This window comes from Pseudomonas canadensis (assembly GCF_000503215.1).
GTDB lineage: Bacteria > Pseudomonadota > Gammaproteobacteria > Pseudomonadales > Pseudomonadaceae > Aquipseudomonas > Aquipseudomonas canadensis.
In genome coordinates, this window is record NZ_AYTD01000014.1 from 206,363 (window position 1) to 228,237 (window position 21,875).

The 21,875-nt window shown below is 60.6% G+C and carries 21 protein-coding genes; 10 read left to right on the plus strand and 11 right to left on the minus strand.

The window, feature by feature from the left end; all coding sequences use genetic code 11:
* Positions 1-34 precede the first annotated feature (34 nt).
* The 4 genes from U367_RS0116080 (at position 35) to U367_RS1000000132910 (ending at position 6,212) form a co-directional block, all read left to right on the plus strand.
* Positions 35-2,599 carry a TonB-dependent receptor gene (locus U367_RS0116080; RefSeq protein ID WP_028617782.1) on the plus strand — a complete coding sequence of 855 codons (2,565 nt, stop codon included), beginning with the start codon at positions 35-37 and terminating at the stop codon, positions 2,597-2,599.
* A 133-nt stretch (positions 2,600-2,732) separates the two neighbouring features.
* Positions 2,733-3,341 carry a biliverdin-producing heme oxygenase gene (locus U367_RS0116085; protein WP_028617783.1) on the plus strand — a complete coding sequence of 203 codons (609 nt, stop codon included), beginning with the start codon at positions 2,733-2,735 and terminating at the stop codon, positions 3,339-3,341.
* 191 nt (positions 3,342-3,532) lie between these two features.
* Positions 3,533-3,934 carry a YbaN family protein gene (locus tag U367_RS0116090; protein WP_028617784.1) on the plus strand — a complete coding sequence of 134 codons (402 nt, stop codon included), beginning with the start codon at positions 3,533-3,535 and terminating at the stop codon, positions 3,932-3,934.
* Positions 3,935-4,073: 139 nt separating this feature from the next.
* Positions 4,074-6,212, plus strand: coding sequence for a methyl-accepting chemotaxis protein (locus tag U367_RS1000000132910; RefSeq protein WP_028617785.1), 2,139 nt, complete (start codon positions 4,074-4,076; stop codon positions 6,210-6,212).
* A gap of 47 nt (positions 6,213-6,259) precedes the next feature.
* Here U367_RS1000000132910 and U367_RS0116100 read toward each other — a convergent pair whose 3' ends face one another.
* Positions 6,260-6,823: an NAD(P)H nitroreductase gene (locus tag U367_RS0116100; RefSeq protein WP_028617786.1), complete on the minus strand. Its 564-nt coding sequence runs from the start codon at positions 6,821-6,823 to the stop codon at positions 6,260-6,262.
* Between the two features lie 139 nt (positions 6,824-6,962).
* Here U367_RS0116100 and U367_RS0116105 point away from each other — a divergent pair, with 139 nt between their 5' ends.
* Genes U367_RS0116105 through U367_RS0116115 form a run of 3 tightly spaced genes read left to right on the plus strand, consistent with a single transcriptional unit; the run spans position 6,963 to position 10,586 of the window.
* The gene (locus U367_RS0116105) at positions 6,963-8,390 is read left to right on the plus strand and encodes a di-heme oxidoreductase family protein (protein ID WP_028617787.1); all 1,428 of its coding nucleotides are present in this window, start codon (positions 6,963-6,965) and stop codon (positions 8,388-8,390) included.
* A 31-nt stretch (positions 8,391-8,421) separates the two neighbouring features.
* Entirely contained in the window at positions 8,422-9,486 is a 1,065-nt protein-coding gene (locus tag U367_RS0116110; RefSeq protein ID WP_016975505.1) for an imelysin family protein, read from the plus strand.
* A gap of 2 nt (positions 9,487-9,488) precedes the next feature.
* Positions 9,489-10,586 carry a DUF1513 domain-containing protein gene (locus U367_RS0116115; protein ID WP_028617788.1) on the plus strand — a complete coding sequence of 366 codons (1,098 nt, stop codon included), beginning with the start codon at positions 9,489-9,491 and terminating at the stop codon, positions 10,584-10,586.
* Positions 10,587-10,685: 99 nt separating this feature from the next.
* On the opposite strand, the gene U367_RS0116120 is transcribed toward U367_RS0116115, so the two are convergent.
* From U367_RS0116120 to colR, 5 genes are all read right to left on the minus strand, one after another.
* Entirely contained in the window at positions 10,686-10,913 is a 228-nt protein-coding gene (locus U367_RS0116120; RefSeq protein WP_028617789.1) for a hypothetical protein, read from the minus strand.
* A complete protein-coding gene (locus tag U367_RS0116125) occupies positions 10,910-11,629 on the minus strand; it encodes a lipopolysaccharide kinase InaA family protein (RefSeq protein ID WP_028617790.1) in 720 nt (239 codons plus the stop codon). The genes U367_RS0116120 and U367_RS0116125 overlap by 4 nt, the downstream gene beginning before the upstream one ends.
* Positions 11,630-11,633: 4 nt before the next feature.
* Complete coding sequence (locus U367_RS0116130; protein ID WP_028617791.1) at positions 11,634-12,314, minus strand: class I SAM-dependent methyltransferase; 681 nt, start codon at positions 12,312-12,314, stop codon at positions 11,634-11,636.
* Positions 12,315-12,508: 194 nt separating this feature from the next.
* A complete protein-coding gene (locus tag U367_RS0116135) occupies positions 12,509-13,783 on the minus strand; it encodes a sensor histidine kinase (protein WP_028617792.1) in 1,275 nt (424 codons plus the stop codon).
* On the minus strand, positions 13,773-14,456 hold the full coding sequence (colR, locus tag U367_RS0116140; RefSeq protein WP_016975511.1) for a two-component system response regulator ColR: 684 nt from the start codon (positions 14,454-14,456) through the stop codon (positions 13,773-13,775). Before colR ends, U367_RS0116135 begins: the two co-directional genes overlap by 11 nt.
* A gap of 252 nt (positions 14,457-14,708) precedes the next feature.
* Here colR and U367_RS0116145 point away from each other — a divergent pair, with 252 nt between their 5' ends.
* From U367_RS0116145 to U367_RS1000000131680, 3 genes are all read left to right on the plus strand, one after another.
* Entirely contained in the window at positions 14,709-15,407 is a 699-nt protein-coding gene (locus tag U367_RS0116145) for a response regulator transcription factor (RefSeq protein WP_028617793.1), read from the plus strand.
* Positions 15,397-16,695 (plus strand): sensor histidine kinase, encoded by a 1,299-nt coding sequence (locus U367_RS0116150; RefSeq protein ID WP_028617794.1) that lies wholly within the window; start codon positions 15,397-15,399, stop codon positions 16,693-16,695. The genes U367_RS0116145 and U367_RS0116150 overlap by 11 nt, the downstream gene beginning before the upstream one ends.
* A 119-nt stretch (positions 16,696-16,814) precedes the next feature.
* The gene (locus tag U367_RS1000000131680; protein ID WP_152537922.1) at positions 16,815-17,057 is read left to right on the plus strand and encodes a hypothetical protein; all 243 of its coding nucleotides are present in this window, start codon (positions 16,815-16,817) and stop codon (positions 17,055-17,057) included.
* 73 nt (positions 17,058-17,130) lie between these two features.
* Here the strand turns inward: U367_RS1000000131680 and groL are convergent, their stop codons facing one another.
* The 5 genes from groL to U367_RS0116175 all read right to left on the minus strand — a co-directional run bounded on the left by groL (position 17,131) and on the right by U367_RS0116175 (position 21,785).
* Positions 17,131-18,777 (minus strand): chaperonin GroEL, encoded by a 1,647-nt coding sequence (gene groL / locus U367_RS0116155; protein WP_028617795.1) that lies wholly within the window; start codon positions 18,775-18,777, stop codon positions 17,131-17,133.
* Positions 18,778-18,827: 50 nt separating this feature from the next.
* On the minus strand, positions 18,828-19,124 hold the full coding sequence (locus U367_RS0116160) for a co-chaperone GroES (RefSeq protein WP_017846112.1): 297 nt from the start codon (positions 19,122-19,124) through the stop codon (positions 18,828-18,830).
* A gap of 247 nt (positions 19,125-19,371) precedes the next feature.
* A complete protein-coding gene (locus U367_RS0116165; RefSeq protein ID WP_016975517.1) occupies positions 19,372-19,848 on the minus strand; it encodes an FxsA family protein in 477 nt (158 codons plus the stop codon).
* Positions 19,849-19,914: 66 nt separating this feature from the next.
* Positions 19,915-20,646 carry a HugZ family pyridoxamine 5'-phosphate oxidase gene (locus U367_RS0116170; protein WP_028617796.1) on the minus strand — a complete coding sequence of 244 codons (732 nt, stop codon included), beginning with the start codon at positions 20,644-20,646 and terminating at the stop codon, positions 19,915-19,917.
* A 131-nt stretch (positions 20,647-20,777) separates the two neighbouring features.
* Entirely contained in the window at positions 20,778-21,785 is a 1,008-nt protein-coding gene (locus U367_RS0116175) for a DUF481 domain-containing protein (RefSeq protein ID WP_025854818.1), read from the minus strand.
* Between the last annotated feature and the right edge of the window lie 90 nt (positions 21,786-21,875).

A 21,875-nucleotide genomic window follows, 5' to 3' on the forward strand; every position in this document is an offset into this window, starting at 1 on the left:
GCAACTATAAGATTCGTACCCCGGAGCGCTCTCGATGTCCTCTCGTTTCAACCGCCGGTCCTCTTCGCCCGTCCTGTCCTTGCTGACCGCGGCCATCCTGCTGGCCGGTGCGCCGGTGATGACGGCCACCGCCGCCGAACCTACTGCACGCAGCCACGGCAACTACAACTTCAGCATCGAGCAGCAATCGCTGGTCTCGGCCCTCAACGCCTTTACCGCTGTGACCGGTTGGCAAGTCGGCCTGCCCGCTGAGTTGGGCCAGGGTGTGTCGTCCCCAGGCGTACGCGGCCCGTTGTCGCCGGAAAAAGCCCTGGACCGGCTGTTGGTGGGGACCAACCTGAGCTATCGCAAACTGGGCAGCAACAACATCATCCTGGAAAAGCGCGCAGCGGGGAGCACCCTCAACCTGCAACAGGTGACCATCAGCGCCACCCGCAGTGAGCAGGGCGTGAGCAGCGTACCGAGCACCGTCAGCGTGCATGATCGCGAAGAGCTGGACCGCCAGAACGTGAATACCATCCGTGAACTGGTGCGTTATGAGCCCAACGTCTCGGTAGGCGGTGCCGGTGGCCGCTCGAGCAATTCGGGCTACAATATTCGTGGCATCGACGGCGACCGCATCCTCACCCAAGTGGATGGTGTGGAGGTGCCGGACAACTTCTTCAACGGCCCTTACGCCAAGACCCGTCGCAACTACGTCGACCCGGAAATCGTCAAACGCGTCGAGATTCTGCGCGGCCCGGCCTCGGCCCTGTACGGCAGCAGCGCCATTGGTGGTGCGGTGAGTTATTTCACCCTCGACCCGGACGACATCATCAAACCCGGCAAGGACGTCGGCGCCCGCCTCAAGACCGGCTACAGCTCCGCCGATGAAAGCTGGCTGACCTCCGGCACCGTCGCCGGACGCGTGCAAGACTTCGACGGCTTGCTGCACCTGAGCCAGCGCAACGGCCATGAGATGGAATCCTATGATGGCAACAACGCCACGGGGCTGGCGCGCACTGGCGCCAACCCCGAGGACGCGCGCACCATCAACGTGCTGGCCAAGCTGGGCTGGAACTACGGTGACGACAATCGACTGGGCCTGACGTACGAGAAGTTCAAGGATGATCGCGACGTCAATCTCAAGAATGCCGTGGGTGGTCCGTTCACCGGCGGGCGTGGCTTCAACTTCTACCGTGCGCGGTCGGGCAACGACACCATCACCCGCGAGCGTTTCGGTATCGAAAACCGCTTTGCCCTGGACTCGCCGATTGCCGATCAGATCAAGACCAGCCTCAACTACCAGATCGCCAAGACCGACCAGACCACCGCCGAGATCTACCAGCCGTCGCGCCGTGTCTTGCGCACCCGCGAAACCCTTTACGAAGAAAAACAGTGGGTGTTCGACGCCCAGTTGGACAAGGCCTTTAGCCTGGGTGAAACCGATCACCAACTGACCTATGGCACCACCCTCAAGCAACAGAAAGTCACCGGCTCCCGAGAAGGCGCAGCCAGCTGCCTGGCTGTTGGCGGCGGTTGCACGGCCATCGGCGCGCCCAGTCCGATTGCCAGCGATAGCGTAAAGAAGGCCAGTGACTTCCCGGACCCGACCATCAACACCTACTCGTTGTTCGCACAGGACCAGATCACTTGGGACAAATGGACCTTCCTGCCCGCCGTGCGTTACGACTACACCCAACTCAAACCCAAGTTGACTGAAGAGTTCCTCAACACTGTCGACCCGACGCGGATCTACGCCCACAGTGACAAGGAAAAAACCTGGCACCGTGTGACGCCCAAATTCGGCCTGACCTACGCACTGACCGATCACTACACCTGGTTCGGCCAATACGCTGAAGGCTTCCGCACACCGTCGGCCAAGGCCTTGTACGGCCGCTTTGAAAACCTGCAGCAGGGCTACACCGTCGAGCCCAACCCAGACCTAAAGCCGGAAAGCAGCAAGGGCGTGGAAACCGGAATTCGCGGCAACTTCGATTCCGGTTCGTTTGATATCGCTGTGTTCTACAACAAATACCGCGACTTCATCGACGAGGACGCCTCCGTCGCCGGCGGCACCTCACAGCAATTCGAAGCCAACAACATCAAGCACGCCACCATCAAAGGGATAGAAGCCAAAGGGCGCCTGAACCTCGATGCCTTCGGCGCACCGCAAGGCCTGTACACCCAGGGTTCGGTCGGCTACACCTATGGCCGCAACGACGACAATGGCGAGGCGCTCAACAGCGTCAACCCGCTCAAGGGCGTATTCGGCCTGGGCTACGACCAGGACAACTACGGTGGCCTGCTGAGCTGGACCCTGGTGAAAAAGCAGAACCGCGTCGACAGCACCACTTTTCACGCGCCTGACGGCAGCACCACTGGCCCCTTCAAGACCCCAGGCTTTGGCATCGTCGACCTGACCGGTTTCTACAAAGTCACCAACGACGTGACCATCAATGGCGGCCTCTACAACCTCACCGACAAGAAATACTGGAACTGGGACGACGTACGCAGCTACGACGGCGTCGGCGAAGCGGGCGTGACCTCCCCGGCCAACCTCGACCGCCTGACCCAGCCGGGTCGCAACTTTGCGATCAACGTGATCTGGGACATTTAAACCGCCCCTCTCACCTCGTCGAAATTTCACCGACGAGGTGAGGATTTTTTACTGTGCCGCGTCTTCTTGTTCGTCTAGTTGATAACAGCTCTCTTTAGGGCACCCAGGCGCTCCCCTTCTCAAGGACTTTTTCATGACCGCTTCTCCTACCGCAGAACGCCCAAGCCTACGCTCCCAGCGCCTGAACCAGATCACCAACGAGCCACACACCAAGCTCGACGCCCTGGTCAAAGCCCACGCGCCGTTCGAAACCCAGGCCAATTTCGCGCGTTTCGTGGTCGCGCAGTACCTGTTCCAGTCGGAGTTGGTGGCGTTGTACAACGATGCCGAGCTGATCAAGATCGTGCCGGACCTGGCCGCACGTTGCCGCGCCGAAGCCGCCAAGCTGGACCTGGGCGACCTCGACACCGAAGTGCCTGCACCGGTCGCCGGCGCCGTGAAGAACCCGAGCAAGGCCGAAGCCTTGGGCTGGCTGTTCGTGTCCGAAGGCTCCAAACTGGGCGCTGCGTTCCTGATCAAGCGCGCCGTGGGCCTGGGCCTGAGCGAAACCTTCGGTGCCCGTCACCTGGGTGAGCCGGCCGGTGGCCGTGCTGAAGGCTGGAAGAGCTTCACCCGTACGCTCGATGCCCTGGAATTCAACGCTGAAGAAGAGGCAGCGGTGGAAAAAGGCGCAATCGACGCGTTTGTACGCTTCACTGTCTTGCTGGAACAAGCGTACGCTAGCGCCCCTGAACTGGCCTGACTCTTGGCTGGAATGCGATAAAAATGTGGGAGCGGGCTTGCTGTGGTGAGCAGGCTTGCCCTGCGCTGGGCTGCGAAGCAGCCCCTTGGGTCGGCGGTGAGCCCGTCGGGGGACAAGCCCCACTCACCACAGCAAGCCCGCTCCCACATTTAGATCTCATTTCATATTGATTCTCTGTGATATCTCTACCTATGACCGGCAAAACCCAATCCACCTCGAAAATCGCCCGGATCCTCTTCGGCCTGCTGGCGTACGTCAGCCTGGGCATAGGGTTGATAGCGATTGTCGTGCCGGGTTTGCCCACCACCGAATTCATCCTGCTCGCCGCCTGGGCCGCCACCAAAAGCTCACCGCGCCTCAGCGCCTGGCTGGAAAACCACCGGCTGTTCGGGCCGATCCTGTTCAATTGGCGCAACGGCAAGATCATCGCCCGTCGTGCCAAAGTCAGCGCCACCGTGAGCATGCTGCTGTGCGCCCTCCTGATGCTGGTGATGCTCGACCACGGCTGGCCGATCTACCTGGCGATTGCCGGGATGAGCCTGGGCAATCTGTGGATCTGGTCACGTCCGGAGCGGCTTGTAGCGCCCGTATAATGTAGCCTGTAGGGTATTTCCTACCGCTCATCGCCTCTCTCTCATGAATTGAATCATGACGCCGATGTTTCAGACATAGCGCTGAATGGACTTGGCCTGCACTGCGTGCCTTCCAACAAGTCCATTCGTGAGTGAACCTATGTTCGACACCCTCTCCATTCGCTTGAAAATCGTGCTGCTATCAGGCCTTTGCCTCTTGGGGGTCATCGCACTGATCATCAGCATCAACCTCTACGAAACCAATCAGAACGATCAGCTGATCAGCGATTCAAGCTCGCGAATGCTCACTAACAGTGTGCAAAACCTGCTGCAATCCAAAGCCGCCGAACAGGCCGTGCAATTGCAGAAAACCTTTGGCGAAAACCTGTTGGTGGTGACGGCCCTCGCCGACCAAGTCAAGGACCTGCGCGCCCTGGCAGCCAAACGGTCCCTGGAACCCGCTGCCTTGCGGGAAGAACTCAACCAGAGCCTCAAGACCACCTTCGAGCGCAACAGCAAAGTGCTGGGTATCTGGCTGTCGTTCGAGCCCAATGGACTGGATGGCAAGGACAGCGAATTCGTCGGCGACAAGGCCCGCGTGTCCAACGAAAAAGGCCGTTTTTCCAGCTACTGGAGCCGCGCCGGCGGTGAAGGGCTGAACACCATCATGGTTGAAGAAGACCTGACCAAGACCACCCCCAACCTCAGCGGCACGCCCTACAACATCTGGTACACCTGCCCACGTGATACGCGCAGAGTGTGCCTGCTCGACCCCTACGCCGATGAAGTGGCCGGCAAGCAGATGCTGATGACCACCATTGCCTTGCCGCTGATCGTGGACGGCAAAGTCATCGGCGTGGTCGGTATCGACATCGCCCTCAACACCCTGCAAGCAGTGACGGACGCGGCGCAAAAAGAACTCTTCGACGGCGCGGCGCATCTGGAGATCCTGTCCAGTACCGGCCTGATCGCGGCGTATAGCGGTCAGCCGGACAAGGTCGGCAAAAATCTGATCGACATTCTCGCCGCCGAAGGCAAGGAGATCGTGCAACTGCTGGCCAGCGAGTCACCCATGATCCGCGAGCAGGACGACACCATCCGCGCCGTCTACCCGGTCAAGCCGATTGCCGACGCAAAATCCTGGGGCGTGGTGATCAAGCTGCCCAAGAACGTGATGCTGGCCGACACCTTGAAACTGCAGGACGTCCTCGACAAGGCCCAAGCCACCGGTACGCTCAAAGCCTTGCTGGTCGGCGCTGCCGCCGCGCTGCTGGGTCTGCTGCTGATCTGGCTGACCGCCACCGGGGTAACCCGTCCAATCAACAGCGTGGCCGCCATGCTCAAGGAGATCGCCAGTGGCGACGGCGACCTCACCCAGCGCCTGGCCTACACCAAGAAGGATGAACTCGGAGAATTGGTCAACTGGTTCAACCGCTTCCTCGACAAGCTGCAACCGACCATCGCCCAGATCAAGCAAAGTATCACTGAAGCCCGTGGCACCGCCGATCAGTCATCGGCCATCGCGCGCCAGACCAGCGAAGGCATGCAAGTGCAGTTCCGCGAAATCGACCAGGTGGCTACCGCGTCCAACGAGATGAGTGCCACTGCCCACGACGTCGCCAACAGCGCCTCCAACGCCGCCAACGCGGCACGCGGGGCTGATCAGTCGGCACGCGAAGGCATGTCGATCATCGAGCAGAGCACTCGCGACATCACCACCCTGGCCGAAGAAGTCAGCAAGGCCGTGGGCGAAGTCGAAGCCTTGGCGGTCAACAGCGAGCAGATCGGTTCGGTGCTGGAAGTGATCCGCAGCATCGCCGAGCAGACCAACCTGCTGGCGCTGAACGCCGCCATCGAAGCGGCACGCGCCGGGGAAAGCGGCCGTGGCTTTGCGGTGGTGGCCGACGAAGTGCGCAACCTGGCCAAGCGCACCCAGGACTCCGTGGAGGAAATCCGCCTGGTGATCGAGCGCATCCAGAGCGGCACCCGTGGCGTGGTGGCGACCATGCATTCAAGCCAGAGCCAGGCCCAGAGCAATGCCGGGCAGATCCATCAAGCGGTGCAGGCCTTGGGCAAGATCAGCGATGCGGTGACCGTGATCAGCGACATGAACTTGCAAATCGCCAGCGCCGCCGAACAACAGAGCGCCGTGGCCGAAGAGGTCAACCGCAACGTCTCGGCGATCCGTACAGTGACCGAAACCCTCACCGGCCAGGCCACCGAGTCGGCGGCCATCAGCAGCCAACTCAATGCGTTGGCCAGCCAGCAGATGAAGCTGATGGATCAGTTCAGGGTCTGAACAGCTTGCACAAAACCCTGTAGGAGCCGGCTTGCCGGCTCCTACCATTAGAGACCAGTCCAAGCCTGGACAAACGCCGCCACATCCTCTTTAGCCGCGGTACGCGGCGGGTTTTGCGGCGTGCCCAGGTAGAGGAAGCCAATCACTTCCTCGTCGGCCGCAAGGCCCAGGCCTTTGGCAACGTGGGCCGAGTAGGACAGTTCACCCGTGCGCCACACGGCGCCAATCCCCTGGGCATACGCCGCCAGCAGGATGCCGTGAGCCGCACAGGCGGCTGCCAGCAATTGTTCGGATTTCGGCACCTTGAAATGTTCCTGCAAACGGGCAATCACCACCACCACCAACGGCGCACGCAACGGGCCGTTCTGGGCCTTGTCGATGGCGGCTTGCGGCGCATCGGCGTCCTGCAGGCGTGCGGCTTCGGCCAGCAGCGTGCCCATTTGCTCACGGGCAGCCCCTTCAACCGTGAGGAAACGCCAAGGGCGCAGTTGGCCGTGGTCAGGCGCGCGCATGGCGGCGGCGAACAGCACGTCGCGCTGCTCCTGGGTCGGCGCCGGTTCCAGCAGACGCGGCACGGAAACACGGTTGAGCAAAGCGTCGAGAGCCTGCATTGGCCACCTCCAGAGAAAAATGTGCGGCCATTCTAGCGGGAATGAATCGGATTCGACCAAACGATAATTGCTCTTATTCATTGCGCCACGCCCTGTTAGACTTTGCGACCTTATTTTTCGTCTTCGTCCGGGAAACTCGATGTTCCGTTCGCTTTTTCGCCTGTCCGCAGCCGTGCTGGCCTTGAGCCTGAGCGCCTGCGATGACGCGCCCAGGTTTACCAAGGCCGAGCCGGGTGAATCACGGGCGGGCGGCGCTGCGACGGTGAACAAGCGCGACCAGAATGCATTTTCCCTGCCCTCGGCCAACCTGTCGCCCACCCGCCGCTTGGACTTCAGCGTGGGCAACAGCTTCTTTCGCAGCCCCTGGGTGATCGCGCCGTCCACTACCACCGCGCGTGATGGCTTGGGCCCACTGTTCAATACCAATGCGTGCCAGAACTGCCATATAAAAGACGGACGGGGACATCCGCCATTGCCCGACGCCCCCAATGCGGTGTCGATGCTGGTACGCCTGTCGATTCCGGATGCAGCGCCGTATGCCAAGCTCATCGAACAGGTCGGCGTGGTGCCCGAGCCGGTCTACGGCGGGCAACTGCAGGACATGGCCGTGCCAGGCGTGCTGCCTGAAGGCAAGGTGCGAGTCGACTACACACCGGTCAACGTGACGTTCGAGGACGGCACGGTGGTCGAGTTGCGCAAGCCGGACCTGCAAATCACCCAGCTCGGCTACGGCCCGATGCATCCGGATACGCGTTTTTCCGCACGCATCGCCCCGCCCATGATCGGCCTGGGCCTGCTCGAAGCCATCAGCGACGCCGATATCCTGCGCAACACCAACCCGAAGACCGCCGACAAAGAAGCCATCGTCGGCCGCGCCAATTGGGTCTGGGACGACGCGCAGCAAAAAACCGTGCTCGGGCGATTTGGCTGGAAAGCCGGGCAACCCAACCTCAATCAACAAAATGTTCACGCGTTTTCTGGTGATATGGGCCTCACCACCTCGTTGAGACCCTTCGATGACTGCACCGATGCCCAAGTCGCCTGCAAACAGGCCCCCAACGGCAATGGCCCCGATGGCGAGCCGGAAGTCAGCGACAACATCCTGCGCCTGGTGCTGTTCTATACCCGTAACCTCGCCGTGCCGGCGCGCCGTGGCGTCAACACGCCGCAGGTGCTGGCCGGCAAAAACCTGTTCTACCAGGCCGGTTGCCAGGGTTGCCACAAACCCGTGTTCACCACGGCGGCCAATGCCGCTGAACCTGAGCTGGCCAACCAAGTGATTCGTCCGTACAGCGATCTGCTGTTGCACGACATGGGCGAAGGCCTGGCCGACAACCGTAGCGAATTCAAAGCCGGTGGCCGCGATTGGCGCACGCCGCCGTTGTGGGGCATCGGCCTGACACAAACCGTGAGTGGCCACACCCAGTTCTTGCATGACGGCCGCGCCCGCAACCCGCTGGAGGCCGTGCTGTGGCACGGCGGTGAAGCACAAGCGGCGCAGCAGCATGTGTTGTCCTTTAATGCCGAGCAGCGCGCTGCGTTGCTGGCGTTCCTGAATTCTTTATAAGCTTCGCCCCAATTACAGAAGGGAGCTCGACATGTTCCGTCCCAAGTTGTTGTTCACCAGCCTGGCCGCCCTCGCCCTCGGCGCCTGCTCGCCGCAAGACCCGCAAGCGGTGACCTCGGCGGCCATTGCCAAGCAAGTGATCCTGCCGACCTACAGCCGTTGGGTCGAAGCCGACCGCCAACTGGCCGTCAGCGCCCTGGCCTACTGCCAAGGCAAAGAGAGCCTGGACACTGCCCGTGCCGACTTCCTGCATGCGCAAAAGGCCTGGGCCGAGCTGCAACCGCTGTTGATCGGCCCGCTGGCCGAAGGCAACCGTTCGTGGCAGGTGCAGTTCTGGCCAGACAAGAAGAACCTGGTCGGCCGCCAGGTCGAGCAGTTGGTCGCCAGCCAACCGCAGATCGATGGCGCCGCCCTGGCCAAGTCCAGCGTGGTGGTGCAAGGCCTGTCGGCCTACGAATACATCCTCTATGACGCCAAGACCGATATTGCCGACGACGCACAAAAGGCCCGTTACTGCCCGCTGCTGGTGGCCATCGGCGACCGTCAGAAGGCCCTGGCCGAAGAAATCCTGGCCAGCTGGAACAGCACCGACGGCATGCTGGCGCAGATGACCAAGTTTCCGAACCAGCGTTACGCCGATTCCCACGAAGCCATTGCCGATCTGCTGCGCGTTCAAGTGACCGCACTGGACACCCTGAAGAAAAAACTCGGCACGCCGATGGGCCGCCAGACCAAGGGCATCCCGCAGCCATTCCAAGCCGATGCATGGCGCAGCCAGTCGTCCCTGCAAAGCCTCGAAGCCAGCCTCGCCGCCGCCCAGACCGTATGGGTCGGCGTCGACAACAAAGGCCTGCGTGGCCTGCTGCCGTCCGAACAGAAGCCGCTGGCCGACAAGATCGACGCCGCCTATGCCGCGTCCCTCAAACTGTTCGCCAGCAACCAGCGCACCCTCAATGAACTGCTGGCCGACGACGCCGGGCGCCAGCAGCTCAACGATATCTACGACAGCCTCAACGTCGTCCACCGCCTGCACGAAGGCGAATTGGCCAAGGCGCTGGGTATCCAACTGGGCTTTAACGCCAACGACGGTGACTGATGATGCTCAGGCGACAGGCTTTGGCGGTTGGCAGCGTGCTGCTCAGTGCACTCACTTTGGGCGGCTGGACGCTGTTCAAAGGGAAAGACAAGGGCCCGCTGCTGCTGTCGGCGCGGGATGATGCAGACGGCAAGCACTACGCCGTGGGCTATCACCTGGACGGCAAGCAAGTGTTTGCTACCCAGGTCGGCCAACGCTGCCACGACATCATCAACCACCCTACGCTGCCGATTGCGCTGTTTGTCGCCCGTCGCCCGGGCACCGAGAGTTACCTGATCGACCTGCGCGATGGCACGCTGCTGCAAACCATCACCTCCAAGGCCAATCGCCACTTCTATGGCCACGCGGTCATTCACAAGAGCGGCGACTGGCTGTACGCCACCGAGAACGACACGACCGACCCCGGCCGTGGCCTGCTCGGCGTGTACAGGTTCGAAGGCGAGCGGTTGGTGCATACCGGCGAGATCTCCACCCACGGCATCGGCCCGCACCAAGTGTCGTGGATGCCCGACGGTGAGACGCTGGTGGTCGCCAACGGCGGCATTCGCACCGAAGCCGAAAGCCGCGTGGAAATGAACCTCAACGCCATGGAGCCAAGCCTGGTGCTGATGCACCGCGATGGCACGCTGATCAGCAAGGAAACCCTGGGCCAGCAGATGAACAGCGTGCGCCATATGGGGATCGCCAGCGACGGTACCATCCTTACCGGGCAGCAGTTCATGGGGGCGTCACAGGAGCGTTCCGAATTGTTGGCAATCAAACGGCCGGGCCAGCCATTCGTGGCGTTCCCGGTGGCCGATGAGCAGTTGCAGGCCATGGGGCACTACACCGCCAGCGTCGCGGTGCACAGCGAGTTGCGCCTGGTCGCGTTGACGGCTCCTCGGGGCAACCGCTTCTTTATCTGGGACATGGACAGTGGCGAGTTGCGCCTGGATGGACCGCTGCCCGACTGTGCTGGAGTCGGCGCAGTCGAGGACGGCTTTATCGTGACCTCCGGCCAAGGCCGTTGCCGGTTCTACGATTGCCGCCAGAAACCGTTGGTAGCAAAACCGTTGGAATTGCCGGCAGGGCTCTGGGATAACCATCTGCATCTGATTTGACGGGTTTATGTCTATAGACCGCAGGCCAAAGCAGATAAAATTTGGTGAAAAAAAAAGGGCCTCGCATCGCAAGGCCCTTTCCTGGGGGTTTGAATCGTTTCAACTCTGTGGCCTCATCCCTTGAGACATGCCGAACATGAACAGCAACAACTCATGATCAGGCTTGGCCGCAGTGCTCGCCTTGGCGACGCGCGGCAACAGACATTGCGCGCCACCCTGCGTTGCACTGAGCACCTGTGTGCGAGGCTGTTCCCAGGCCGCCAGCGCCAAGGCTGCAACACCCAGCGCCCCGACCAAAAACAAACCTCGTGCTATTTCTAGCTTCATCTGGTTAAACCCTTGATAGCGCTGCCAAACGCCGTCTCGTAAAAGTAGCTGAGTTTCTTCCAGTCCGCGTCATTCCACGACGAATGGCGGCGCAGTTGCAGCATGTCATGGGAAGCGGCCCGATAAGCGGTCAAGCGCTGGCGGCATTTCTCGAAATCCAGCAGCGCCACTTCGACGTTGGCCGAGTCGCCCTGGCCGGTCACCCTTACAAAAATGTGCTTGATGTACAGGCAACCATGCTGCCAGCGCCCACGATGCATACGCGCCAGGGTACCGGCCAATTCCTTGAGCACGCGCTCATGCACCAACTCGCCGTACTGTTCACGACCACCGGCGGCGTACCAGTTTTCGATTTCGTCGAAGCCGTCGAGGGCTGCGGTCACCAGCAGTGCCTGCCAGCGGTGCTCAGGGTCGCGGCGCGCCTCGCAAAAAACCATTTCGGGCACGCGTACATCCAACAGGCGCAGGCCCTTGATCGCATCCCGCTCACGCAACACGGTGGGACGGCCAAACGGATGTAACCAACTGCGGTAGATATGTCCGGTCTGACGCTTGCTGTAAAGCAAACGTCCATTGGCGCTCATCACGCGCTGCACGCCGCTTTCTCCACCTCGCCGACGGTTGGGTTCTTCAACCCACTCGCCCTGCTGGCGCCAGAAGTAATCAAATCGTTCTTCGGGAGCTACATGACTGCCTGCTATGCACTCAACTGCCATCCTGTTACCTCTTGCGCAATACATACACTCGCCACATGGCGTAGAGCGGAATGAAGTCCAGGGACTCCTGGACACGAAAACCGGCTTCCTCGAATTCTGCTTCAACAGTAGCAGCCGGTAACACAAACCGGTTTTGGTAACCTTCCTGCTCACCCTTCTTGCGACGTTTCAGTTCGGTGCGCTTGCGCTTCCAGGCCTTGAAATTGCCGTCCACCCACAGCGAAAGGATCACGCTGTCACGTGTAACACGCTGAAACTCCCGCAGTATCGCCAACCGATGCGCTGGATCACCAATGTGGTGCATCAGGCGCATGCAGAAAATACTGTCGACAGCGTTATCCGGTAGATCGATATCAAAAGCAGAAGTCTGCAAAGGTCGTACCCGTTTCACGACGTCAGCGGGCTGGGCGACCGTCGCGACCTTCAACATGGAGGCCGAGTTGTCCGCGCCGATAATCACGCGATTGGGTTTTTCCGCCAACAATGGCCAGAAGCGCCCCGCACCGCACGGCAGATCCAACACCAGCCCCGGCTCGCCGGCCATCGCCAGAGCGCCACGGGCCAATTGCTCGTCGCGTTTGTGAGACAGTCGACGGGCCAGATTGTCCTGATGTTTGAGCAAATAATTCTGCGCGTGCTCGTCGTCGTACTTTTCGGAAAATTCGAGTTTGATCGGGGTAGACATCAACGGATCTCCAGTTGCTGATGCCTACAAAAGTAAACAGCGCACTGTGATCAACAGGTCAACCCGTTGTGAAAAACTTGTCCTGTCCAATCTCATACATTTCAAGACTTTACAGACACAAGCAATAGCATGGGGCCATCTTCGCCGATTTACCGGGATCTCTGGCAGGATAACGGCAGAGGGCGAAGTCAGGCCTAGACCTGACTCAATTGCACATGAAAGCGGCAGCCGTTGGGCTCCATGGTGCTGAGACTCACGGTCCAGCCCTGGTTCTCGCAGATGCGCTGGACCAGTGACAACCCCAGGCCCAGGCCTTCTCCACGCTTCTCGCTGCCGCGTACAAACGGCTCGAACATCGCCTCACGTTTGTCTTCGGGAATACCGACGCCGCTGTCTTCCACCACAAAGCCCGTGGGTTCCAGGGTCAGGCGGATAAACCCTTGCTCGGTGTAATGCAGGGCGTTGCGCAGCAGGTTGCCCATGACGGCGTGCAGGAAGGTGGTGTTATAGCGCGTATCCAGAGGGTTACCGGGGTTGTAGATCAGCTCCAGGCCTTTTTGCTCGATGGGCTCGCGCCAGATGCCGAGCAGATCATCGGCCACCTGCGCGAGGTTGACCTGCTGCGACATGGCCGATTCATCGTGCTGGGCACGGGCCAGCATCAGAAAGGTCTGCACCAGTTCGCGCATCTCTTCGCAAGCCCGGGCGATACGCAGCACCTGGTTACGTCCCCGCTGGTCAATGGCCGGGTTTTCCAGCAGCAGTTCGCAAGAGCTGGCCAATACCATTAACGGCGTGCGCAATTCGTGGCTCACATCGCTGGTGAACAACTGCTCACGGGACAGCGCCTGACGCAGGCGCCCCAGCGTGGCATCGAAGGCCACGGCCAACTCACCCACTTCATCCGCTGCGTAGTCCGGCGCCAGCGGCGGGGCCAGGCCCAGCAGTTGGTCACGGTGGCGCACCTGGCGGGCCAGCCGCACAACCGGCGCCATGACTTTGCGCGCCAGCACCCAACCCAGGAACACCGCCAGCGCCAGGCTGAGTACGAAACCCACCAGCACCACGGCAAACAGCACGCGCTCGCGCTCTTCAAAATCGCTCTGATCCTGCAGCAGCACGTAGCGCCGGCCATCGACCACTTCGACCATGGCGTGGTACGACAGCGCTTCGCGGAACACTTCATGGAAACCGGGTTCAAGGTGGCGCAAATCCTTGGGCAACTCAAAATCGCCAGGGCCGCCACTGAAGTAAAACAGCTGATCCGGCTCGGGCCGGTGCCGCCAGTCTTCGACCGTGTCCATCAGCAGCAAACGTTGCAGGTCACCGCCCAGGCCCGCCGAGATCAACTTCTCTTCCACCAGGTGCACTGTCGCGACAATGCCCATGGCGAAGGCTCCCGCCACCAACGCACTCATCAAGGCAAAGGCAATGATGATCCGTTGGGCAAGGCTTTGCTTAAACTCCATCTCGACCCTCAGCCAGGCGATAACCGACGCCGTGCACCGTTTGCAGCAGTGGCTTGGCGAACGGCTTGTCGATCACTTGGCGCAATTGATGGACATGGCTGCGCAGGCTGTCGCTGTCCGGGCAGTCGTCGCCCCACAGCGCTTCTTCAAGGATTTCGCGGCGCAGCACGTGCGGGCTCTTCTGCATCAACACCGCCAGCAGTTTCAGGCCGACCGGATTGAGTTTGAGCAGGCGGCCTTCACGGGTCACCTCCAGGGTATCGAGGTCGTAATGCAGGTCGGCGACTTGCAGGGCGCGACGACCGCCACCCTGGGCGCGGCGCAGTACGGCTTCGATGCGCGCGGCCAATTCGGACAGGGCAAACGGCTTGAGCAAGTAGTCATCGGCGCCGGACTTGAAGCCCTGCAGCCGGTCATCCAATTGGTCGCGGGCGGTGAGCATGATCACCGGCGTATCGCGGCGCGCATCTTCGCGCAGGCGTTTGCACAGGGTGTAGCCATCGATGCCGGGCAACATGATGTCGAGCACGATCAGGTCGTAATGCTCGGTAGCGGCCAGGTGCAGGCCCGACAAACCGTCCTGCGCACAGTCCACGGTATAGCCTTTTAGCCCCAGGTAATCGGCCAAGTTGGCCAGAATATCGCGGTTGTCTTCAACCAATAGAATTCGCATGGGCAGTGTCTCCGTACGCGGTAACGGCCGTGTTGGCTCGCGCAGCTTAAGGCCAAGTGTGGCTCAGGGATAGGCCTGTGAGACCCGTCGATTAAGCTTTTCAACCGATATTTTAGTTGAACGAGATTTTCACTATAGCTTCACAAACCGATGACAGGGCCAGCGCTAAAATGGCCGCCAAACAAACGGCCCTTGCCTCCCCTATTCAAGGGCGTAACACTTGCGCCCATTCTCTGGCGACGACGCCCTTTCATGTCCGACACGCTGCTGCTGATCGAAGATGACCGCCCTCTGGCCGCGCTGACCGCCGAGTTCCTGCGCGCCGAAGGGTTTACCGTGGCGGTGGAACATCGCGGCGACCGCGCGGCCCAGCGTATACGCGACGAACAGCCGGCGTTGCTGATCCTGGATGTAATGTTGCCGGGCATCGACGGCTTCACGCTGTGCCGACAGATCCGCGACCACTACCCCGGCTTGATCCTGATGATGACGGCGCTGGACGAGAACGCCGAGCAATTGACCGGGTTCACCGTCGGCGCGGACGACTATGTGGTCAAGCCGGTCGACCCGCTGCTGTTGCTGGCCCGGATCCGCTCGTTGCTGCGGCGCCATCCGCAAGCCCCGCGTGCGTATTACCAGTGGGGCACGTTTCGATTGGACCTCGGCAACCATTTCGCCTGGCTCGATGAGGTGCCCTTGCAGTTTTCGGTGGCCGAGTTCGACTTACTCACGATCTTCGCCCGCCATTGCGGGGTGTTGCTGACCCGGGAACAACTCCTGCAAAGCCTGCGTGGCCTGGAATACGACGGCCTCAATCGTTCCGTGGACATGCGCGTCTCGCGCCTGCGCAAGAAGCTGATGAGCCTGGATTGCCCGGTGACCATCCAGACCATCACGGCCCAGGGCTATCTGTTTGTCGAAATCCCGCAAGGCGCTCGGCATGCTCTCTAAAGTGCGGCCCTGGATGGCAATCGTGGCCGGTACCATCTGGGGCGCGTTGACCCTTTATTTGTTGTGGCTGTGCGCCAACGCCTCGGTGTTCGTCGGCGAATACAGCTTTTTGCGCTTGATGGCCGGGCCGGGCTACCTGGTGGCGGAGCAGCTCAAGCCCTTGCCGGCCGAGCAGCGTGAAGCGCGCATGGACGCGTTGCGTGCGCGCTTCCAGTACCCGATCAGCCTGGTCAAACTGGACGCGATCGAACTGCCACCCGAAGCCCTGATCATGCTCAAACACCAACAACCGGCGCAGAGCAGCGATGAAGACATCACTTACTTTCCGCTCGACGACACGACCCTGATCCAGTTCGGCCCGATGTGGGGAACGGCTGAGGTCAAGGACCTCCTGCAATTCCCGGTCTATGGCATCACCGCGTGCGTGGCCGGCCTGCCCCTGGTGCTATGGATGTGGCTGGGTCTGCGCGCACGTCGCCAGCGCAGCGCCGATGTAGAAGCACTTAATGCCTGCCTGGGCACCCTGGCTCGCACGCCCAACGCCATGCTGCCGGCCATGGGCAAGGAATGGACGCCGTTGCTGCAAACCGTGCAACAACATGCGCAGGACATTACCGCCATGAGCGAGCGTCACCGGGAGGTGTCCCAAGCCGTTTCCCACGAACTGCGCACGCCTCTGGCACGAATGCGTTTCGCCTTGACCCTGCTGAGCAAAAGCGACGATCCCCTCACGCGCACGCGCCTGCAGGAACGCTTGCAAACCGATGTGGAAGAACTCGAAGCCCTGGTCCGCGCCAGCCTGGCCTTTGCCCGGATGGCCGGTGCGCCCACCGACCTGCAGCATGAACCCATTCCAATCCGTGACTGGCTGCATCAGGAGTTCGCCTTGCTCGACGGGCACCATCGCCGCCTGAGCCTGGAGACGGAACCGGTGGATCTGCAACTGATCGGCGACCGCGCCTTGCTGCATTTGATCGTGCGCAACCTGTTAAGCAACGCCATTACCTATGCCCGCGACCAAGTGTGCGTCAGCGCTGCCTGCGAAGATGAGCAGCATCTTGTGCTACATGTGGACGATGACGGCCCTGGCATCCTCGCCGAAAACCGCGAAAAGGTATTCGAACCGTTTGTGCGCCTGGCCATGGGCGGCGATGAGCCCAGCGGCTTCGGCCTCGGCCTGGCACTGGCCAAGCGCGCGACCCAATGGCATCGCGGTGAATTATGCGTTGCGCGCAGCCCGCTGGGCGGTGCACGTCTGACTCTGATCCTGCCCCTACGCCCCCAGTAACCAACGTGTTACAGCCTGTGACAGTGCACCGCTGGCATTCTCCGTAATCTCGCCACCTGATCCAGGAGAGCCCCTGCACCCTGGGTCCCGTCCTTTGGATCCGGCTGGAGAGCCCGTTCATGCGTCCCCCCAAGAAACATTTGCCCGCGTTGATGCTGTCGCTGTGTATCGCCGCCAGTTCACTGCTGGCCTGCCACTGGGGGCGGCCCATACCCAGCACAACCGCACATGTGCCTACCGAAGAGCCTTTCGACAGTGCGAGTGCACCGTGGTCCGCTGCACGTGTGCTCTTTATCGGCCAACCCACCCTGGCCCGCGGGATGACGTTCAAGAAGCTATTGCGACGACGCGGAATCGGCTGAGCGAACAGTCGCCCATAAAAAAACCCGCCTGCATTACTGCAGGCGGGTTTTTTATTAGCCGGGTAAGGCTGGCTTACATCATGCCGCCCATGCCACCCATGCCGCCCATGTCTGGCATACCGCCGCCAGCTGCGCCTTCAGCCTTCGGCTTGTCAGCGATTGCAGCTTCGGTGGTCAGGATCAGACCGCCGATGGAGGCTGCTGCTTGCAGCGCGGAACGGGTTACCTTGGTAGGGTCCAGGATGCCCATTTCGATCATGTCGCCGTAGACGCCAGTCGCAGCGTTGTAACCGTAGTTACCTTTGCCGTTCTTGACTTCGTTGACCACAACGCTTGGCTCGTCGCCGGAGTTGGCAGCGATTTGGCGCAGTGGTGCTTCAACAGCGCGACGCAGTACGGCAATACCGACGTTCTGGTCAGCGTTGTCGCCGGTCAGGTTGGCCAGGGCTTCCAGAGCACGGATCAGCGCAACGCCACCGCCAGGTACCACGCCTTCTTCAACGGCTGCGCGGGTTGCGTGCAGGGCGTCTTCAACGCGGGCTTTCTTCTCTTTCATTTCAACTTCGGAACCGGCGCCAACCTTGATCACTGCAACGCCGCCGGACAGCTTGGCCAGACGCTCTTGCAGTTTTTCACGGTCGTAGTCGGACGAAGTCTCGGCGACCTGGGCACGGATCTGAGTGATGCGAGCCTGGATGTCCTGCTCAACGCCAGCACCGTCAACGATGATGGTGTTTTCTTTGGAGATGGTCACGCGCTTGGCACTGCCCAGGTTTTCCAGGGTAGCGCTTTCCAGGCTCAGGCCGATCTCTTCGGAGATAACGGTACCGCCGGTCAGAACGGCGATGTCCTGCAGCATGGCCTTGCGACGGTCGCCGAAGCCTGGAGCCTTGACGGCTGCGACTTTAACGATGCCACGCATGTTGTTCACAACCAGAGTCGCCAGGGCTTCGCCTTCAACGTCTTCGGAAACGATCAGCAGTGGGCGGCCGGCTTTGGCAACGGCTTCCAGTACTGGCAGCATTTCGCGGATGTTGGAGATCTTTTTGTCAACCAGCAGGATCAGTGGGCTGTCCAGCTCGGCAACCATGGTTTCTGGCTTGTTGACGAAGTACGGGGAGAGGTAGCCACGGTCGAACTGCATGCCTTCAACAACCGACAGTTCGTTTTCCAGGCCAGTGCCTTCTTCAACGGTGATCACGCCTTCTTTGCCGACTTTTTCCATGGCTTCGGCAATGATGTCGCCGATGGAGCTGTCGGAGTTGGCGGAGATGGTGCCTACCTGAGCGATAGCCTTGGTGTCAGCGCATGGCTTGGACAGGTTTTTCAGCTCGGCAACGATAGCGATGGTCGCCTTGTCGATACCGCGCTTCAGGTCCATTGGGTTCATACCGGCAGCGACGGCTTTGTAGCCCTCGTTGACGATGGCCTGAGCCAGGACGGTAGCGGTGGTGGTGCCGTCGCCTGCGTCATCGTTGGCACGGGAGGCAACGTCTTTGACCAGCTGCGCGCCCATGTTTTCGAAACGGTCTTCCAGTTCGATTTCTTTTGCTACAGAAACGCCGTCCTTGGTGATGGTCGGAGCGCCGAAGCTCTTCTCGATGATCACGTTACGGCCTTTCGGGCCCAGGGTCGCTTTTACTGCGTCAGCCAGGATGTTGACACCGGTGAGCATTTTCTTGCGGGCGGAATCGCCGAATTTAACTTCTTTAGCAGCCATGATCGATAATCCTTAAATACTTTGGAGTAACGGGAAAATGAGCGGGGGAATCAGCCTTCCAGTACGGCGAGAATCTCGTTCTCAGCCATGACCAGCAGGTCTTCGCCGTCAACTTTCACAGTGTTGCTGCCGGAGTAAGGGCCGAATACAACCTTGTCACCGACTTTAACGGCCAGAGCACGCACTTCACCGTTTTCCAGGGTTTTGCCTGGACCCGCAGCGACGATCACACCGTGGTTGGCTTTTTCAGCAGCCGAACCTGGCAGAACGATACCGCCAGCGGTTTTCTTTTCTTCTTCGCTACGACGGATTACGACGCGGTCGTGCAGAGGACGAAGCTTGCTCATTGTCGATCTCTCCTAATTGTGTTTTTCATCGGCCGGTGTCAATACCGGCGGGGTGTATTCCGGCTGTGCCGGTCGCGCCTCGCCAAGCAAGACGCGGAAGTCTGTCTGGTGTCGCCACCAGAAACCTTGCGGTGACCGTTACATAAGGGCGCATAAGCTTATTACAAGGGGCCGTGGCGTAATTTTTTTGCGTGTGCCGACGACTGAAAGCAGCACGGCACCCAGAGGTGCCGTGCCAGCTAAGCGGTTATTTGCTGTCGCGGTGCTCGAACTCACCTTCGATCACATCACCTTCACGCCCCAGCGGCTGGCGCGGGGCCGGACCGCCACGGGGTTGCAGGTCATCGGCGAACGCACGCTGGCGAATCGCTGCCTCTTCGGCGCGCTGGCGCATCTTGCCTGCCAGCAATTTGCGGGTAAACGGCAGCAACATCACCAGGCCGACCACGTCGCTGATGAAACCTGGCAGGATCAGCAGGCCACCGGCCAGGGCCATCATCAGGCCTTCAAGCATGGTTTGCGCGGGCAGTTCGCCCCGGTTAAGGCTTTCACGGGCACGCAGCGCCGTGGCCAGGCCGGCGACGCGCAGCACCAGAACGCCGAGCATCGAGCCGAGAATGATCAGCAACAGGGCCGGGAAAAAGCCGATCGCACTGCTGACTTGAACGAATACGAACAGCTCCAACACCGGGAACAGCAGAAAGAGCAACAAAAAAGGGCGCATCAAATGGTTCCTCAACGCAAGAATGCCTTGCCAGTCCACCTTAGATGACGTCGCCGTTTCGTGAATTCAAGCGTCAGCGGCTTCTTTTTTCGGCCAGACCTCGGCGTGAGCCAATGAAACCAAGGCTTCGCGCACTTGTGTCGGCGTGTTGCAAGACTCCGCAAACGGCAACCAATATAAGGATTGGCCTATACGCAAGTGCATGCCTTCGCTGTCGATACCGGCCAACTGGGCAGGCTCGGAAGTCGGTAAACCGGTGAGGTCGACGTAATGGGCAATGGCCTTGGTGTGATCGCTGTTCATGTGTTCGATCATGCTGCGCTCGGCCTTGCCCGCAAACGGGTTGGCCAACGTCAACTGATCGACCCAGTGAATCGCGCCAAAACCACCGATATAACGGTGACGCACCGGCTTGAGCACCCAGAAGTCGAAATCGTGAGCCTTGTGGTAGTTGGCTGAATCGGGGAAGTAGCGGTAATAACGCTCGGCCGCCGCCTCGATGGCTGCGCCCTCCTCCAGTTTTTCGGCTTCAGCCAGGTAGGTCAGGCGCCCGACGGCCTGCACGTCATCCGCCTCGCGCTCACCCACCAGCAGCGAACACTTGGGGTCTTTCTGCAGGTTGTGAGTATGTTGGGCGATGCGGCTGATCAGGATCAGCGGGCGGCCCTGCTCGTCCAGGCAATACGGCACTACCGAGCCGAAAGGGAAGCCGGGCATGGCTTTGGACTGTGTGGCGAGAGCCCCACGGTATTCCTTGAGCAACAGCTCTCGGGCGTTCTTGGCAACCTGTGCGCTCAACGTATGACTCCTCGGGTATTCAGCCGCTCCATGACCTATGGGCCTATGGGCCTATGGGCCTATGGGAATGAATCTCAACGCAAGGTAATCATTATCGGCAAAGGTTGCCAAGCAGGTTTTGTACGCCCGTGTTACCAGGCCACGCCAAAGCCTGCGGTATAGCGGGTTTTGCTCAGGCTGCTGTCGGAGTCTCCACTGATAACGTCGCGTTCGGCCTTGAGGTTGAGCGACGCCCACTCGGTGACCTTGTAGCGCAGGCCCATTTCTGCGTCCAACGAGTATTCCGCCGGACCGCCGATGGGCTTGCCCACTTCGCCGTTGGTGAAGAACTCGACGGTCTTGCCCACCAGGTAGCGGTTGTAATTCCACTTCATGGCCAGGGAGTAGAAGTTGTCCTTGCCGCCGTCGGCGTATTCATAGTCGGTGCGGTTGACCAGCGAGCCCAGGGAGAACGCGCCCAACTCATCGTCCCAGAACTGATAGCCCGGGCCCGTGCCGACGGTGCGTTGACGGGACAGGTCTTCAACCTTGTCGCGCTTGTAGGTCAAGCGCCCCTGCCAGAACCAGTGCTCGGTCAGGAAACGGTCGAGGTCGTATTCCAGGGCCCAGTTGTCGGTGGTGGTGACGTCGTCCTGGAACTCGCGGTTGTACTCGCCCTGCCCGGTATGGCGCCATTGACCATGGCGGGCGGTGGTCTTGAAGTCGATGTCGTAGTCGTTGGTGTCTTTATCGGCGCGTTTATAGTCCAGCGCCATGTCTACATTGCCCTTCCACACCAGGTCTTCAACCACCGGCTTGGGCTTGATGATCTGCTGGATGCTGGCCAGTTCGACGGTCTTGGGCGCTTCGCCGTTGGCCAGGACCACTTTGCCATCGTCCGCCGCTTTCAGGGACTTGGCCTTCTCGCCGGTATAGGCGTCCTGCTTGACCAGCAGTTCCTGGTCGCTCTCCAGGGTTTTCACCTGTTTCCAGTCTACCGGGATGGCGCCTGCGTAATCGGTTTGGATCAGCAGCTTGCCACCGTCGAAGACCTTGATCTTGCCCGTCAGGCGGTCACCGTTTTTCAACCAGACGGTATCGGCCAGCAAAGGCGTGGAGGCGCTGAAAACAGCGAGGCACAGCAGGGTTCTGGACAGCATAAGCGGATAAGGAGCTCAAGGTTGGCGAAAAAGGGCGGTTATCGTGTTAGATAGCTAGGACTGACTCAAGGATTTATGTTGAGTTCAATT